This is a genomic window from Kytococcus sp. HMSC28H12, assembly GCF_001816045.1.
Classification (GTDB): Bacteria; Actinomycetota; Actinomycetes; order Actinomycetales; family Dermatophilaceae; genus Kytococcus; species Kytococcus schroeteri.
In genome coordinates this window covers 1-2,804 of sequence record NZ_KV824541.1, presented here as the reverse complement: position 1 = coordinate 2,804, position 2,804 = coordinate 1, and the positions used below count along the sequence as shown (strand labels likewise).

Below are 2,804 nucleotides of genomic sequence, written 5' to 3'. Positions count from 1 at the left end.
GCGGACGCGCAGGTGCACGGCGTGGCGCTCCACGGCCTGCGGGTCGCCCGCTGCGGGGCGCAGCGCGACGGTGAAGCGGGCCCGGCCGGCCTCGTCGAGCTCGAGCCCCTCGGCCCAGGCGGTCACCGACTCGTCGGCGGCCGCGCGCTCGGGGTCCAGGGAGAAGGTCTGCACGGCACCGGAGCGGACGCGCTGCGCCATCGCGGCCACCAGCGGGTCGTCGGCGTTGAGCACGGCCAGGCCGTCGGCGGGCAGGTCCTCCACGATGGCGGCCTTGGTGTCGGCGATGCCCTGCTGGGACCCGAAGCCCCCGATGTGGGCCGAGCCCACGTTGAGCACGATGCCCACCCGGGGCGGCACGACGGCGGTCAGGTACGCGATGTGGCCGGGCCCGGAGGCACCCATCTCGGCCACGAGGTACTGCGTGGTGGGCTCGAGCCGGCAGACGGTGAGCGGCACGCCCACCTCGGAGTTGTACGACTCGATGGGGGCGATGGTCTCCCCCGCCTCGGCGAGCACCTGGCCGAGCAGGTCCTTGGTGGAGGTCTTGCCGGAGGAGCCGGTGACGGCCACCACCTGCAGGTCGGGCAGCTCGTCCACCATCCACCGGGCGAGGCGCACGAAGGCCTCCTGGGTGTCGGCCACGAGCACGTGGTCGCCGGGCACCTCGCGCTCGGCGAGGGTCAGCACCGCCCCGTGGGCCAGGGCGCCCTCCACGAAGTCGTGCCCGTCGGCGTTCTCCCCCCGCCGGGCCACGTACAGCGACCCCGGGCCGGCGAGGCGGGAGTCGGTGACCACGCCGCCGTCGACGACGCGGTCGGCATCGCCCACCAGCGTTCCGTCGACGACCTGCGCGAGCTGTCGGGAGGTCAGCGGGATCACGGGGTCTGCTCCTGGGGGTCGGAGGGGGCGGTCGGTGCATTCTCCCCCGAGCCGGTGGCGGGTGCACCCGGGGAGGGGGTGGTACCGGTCGAGGGGGCGTCGGAGGGCGTGGCGCCGGACGAGCCGCCGTCGCCACCCCTGGGCGCGCGCTCCACCAACTCGCGGGGGTCGAAGGTCAGCGGCGGGTGCTCGGCCCGCTCGGCCGAGGGGGCCACCCCCTCGTGGCGCAGGGCGAAGCCCATGAGGTCGGAGAAGACGGGGCCGGCCACCACGCCACCCCAGGGCGCGACCTCGGGCTTCTGCACGGTCACCGAGACCACCAGCTGCGGGTCGTCGGCGGGGGCGTACCCGGCGAAGGAGGCGGTCACGCCGTCGTAGCGACCCTTCTCGGGGTCGTAGCGCTGGGCGGTGGAGGTCTTGCCCGCCACGGCGTAGCCGGGCACGGCGGCCTGCGGGGCGGTGCCCTCCTGGGTGGGCACCGCGGTGAGCATGCGGGTCATCTCGTCGGCGGTGCGCTGGCTCACCACGCGCTCGCCGGCGTCCTTCGGTGTCTCCTCCCACGGCCCGTCCTGCTCCCGGGTGGCACGCACCAGGCGCGGCGCCACGCGCACCCCGCCGTTGGCGAGGGTCTGGAAGACGGTGTTCTGCTGGATGGCCGTGCCGGAGACGCCCTGTCCGAACATCGCCGTGTAGTACTGCGTGTCGCTCCACTTCTCCGGCGGCGCGAGGATGCCGGCGGACTCACCGGGGAAGCCCAGGCCGGAGGAGCGCCCCATGCCGAAGGCGCTCAGGTAGTCGTGCAGGCGGTCGCGCCCCAGCTCCTCGCCGGCCATGATCGTGCCGATGTTGGACGAGGTGGCCAGCACGCCGGCGAAGGTCAGGTAGCGGGTGCCGTAGTCGTGGGAGTCCTTGAACTTCTTGTCCGAGCGCGGCAGCCGGTTGGGCACCACGAGCTTGGTCTCCGGCGCCACGAGGCCCTCCTCCAGGGCCGCCGAGGCGGTGACGACCTTGCCGGTGGAGCCGGGCTCGAACACCTCGGTGAAGATCGGGTTGTTGCGCTCGGTGGGGTCCTTGACACGGCCCGTGGGGTCGAATCCCGGGTAGGACGCGGCGGCCAGCACGTCACCGTCGGTGCGCTGCACGATGGCCGTGCCGGAGATGCCGCCCATCTTCCGCACCTGCTCGGCCAGCAGCTGCTCGGCCTTGAACTGGATGTCGGAGTCGATGGTCAGCTGCACGTCGCGGCCGGGCTGGGCCTCGCTGATGTCCATCGCCGTGGTCGCGATGCGTCCCCCGGCGGCCGACCGCTGGTAGGCCAGGGTGCCCGGGGTGCCGGCGAGCGTCTTCTCCTGCATCGCCTCGACGCCACCGGACCCGACCTGCTGGGAGTTCACCCAGCCGATGAGGGGCGCGGAGGTGGAGCCGAGCGGGTAGGTGCGCACGCTGGAGGGCTCGGACCGCACGCCCGGCAGGCGCAGGTCGTCGACGGCGCGCCAGTCCGAGGGGGTGACGTCCTTGGCCACGTAGAGGAAGCGGCCCGGCGCCTCGTCGATGGCGCGGCGCAGCTCGCGCGCCTCCGCCTGGTCGAGCCCGAGCTCCCGGGCCAGGGCCTCGGCGGCGCCCTTCGAGCCGGGGGCGATGCCGCGCTTCGGGCTGCCGTCGTAGTCGCGCAGCAGCTCCGGGTCGGCGGTGACGTGGCGGGTGGGCACGCTGCGTGCCAGCACGGTGCCGCCGTCGTCCACGACCGACCCCCGGAGGGCCGGGACGCGCTCGGTGACCATGCGCGAGGACAGGGCCGTCTGCGCCAGCGCCGGCCCGTCCAGGGCCTGGAGGCGGAACAGCTGGCCGACGAAGAGGGTGAGCACGAAGGCGGCCGCCACGAGCATGACCCGCGCGCGCCGCACCGGGTGGCCCGGTGCGGC

At 74.5% G+C, this 2,804-nt stretch carries 2 protein-coding genes; both read right to left on the bottom strand.

Annotated features, from left to right (window positions below; genetic code table 11):
• Positions 1-882 (bottom strand): UDP-N-acetylmuramoyl-tripeptide--D-alanyl-D-alanine ligase (gene murF / locus HMPREF3099_RS08025; RefSeq protein WP_141762076.1); only part of this gene is annotated, 882 nt, incomplete at its 3' end.
• A partial coding sequence (locus tag HMPREF3099_RS08020) for a peptidoglycan D,D-transpeptidase FtsI family protein (RefSeq protein ID WP_070705492.1) occupies positions 879-2,804 on the bottom strand: 1,926 nt, incomplete at its 5' end. The genes HMPREF3099_RS08020 and murF, both read right to left, overlap by 4 nt.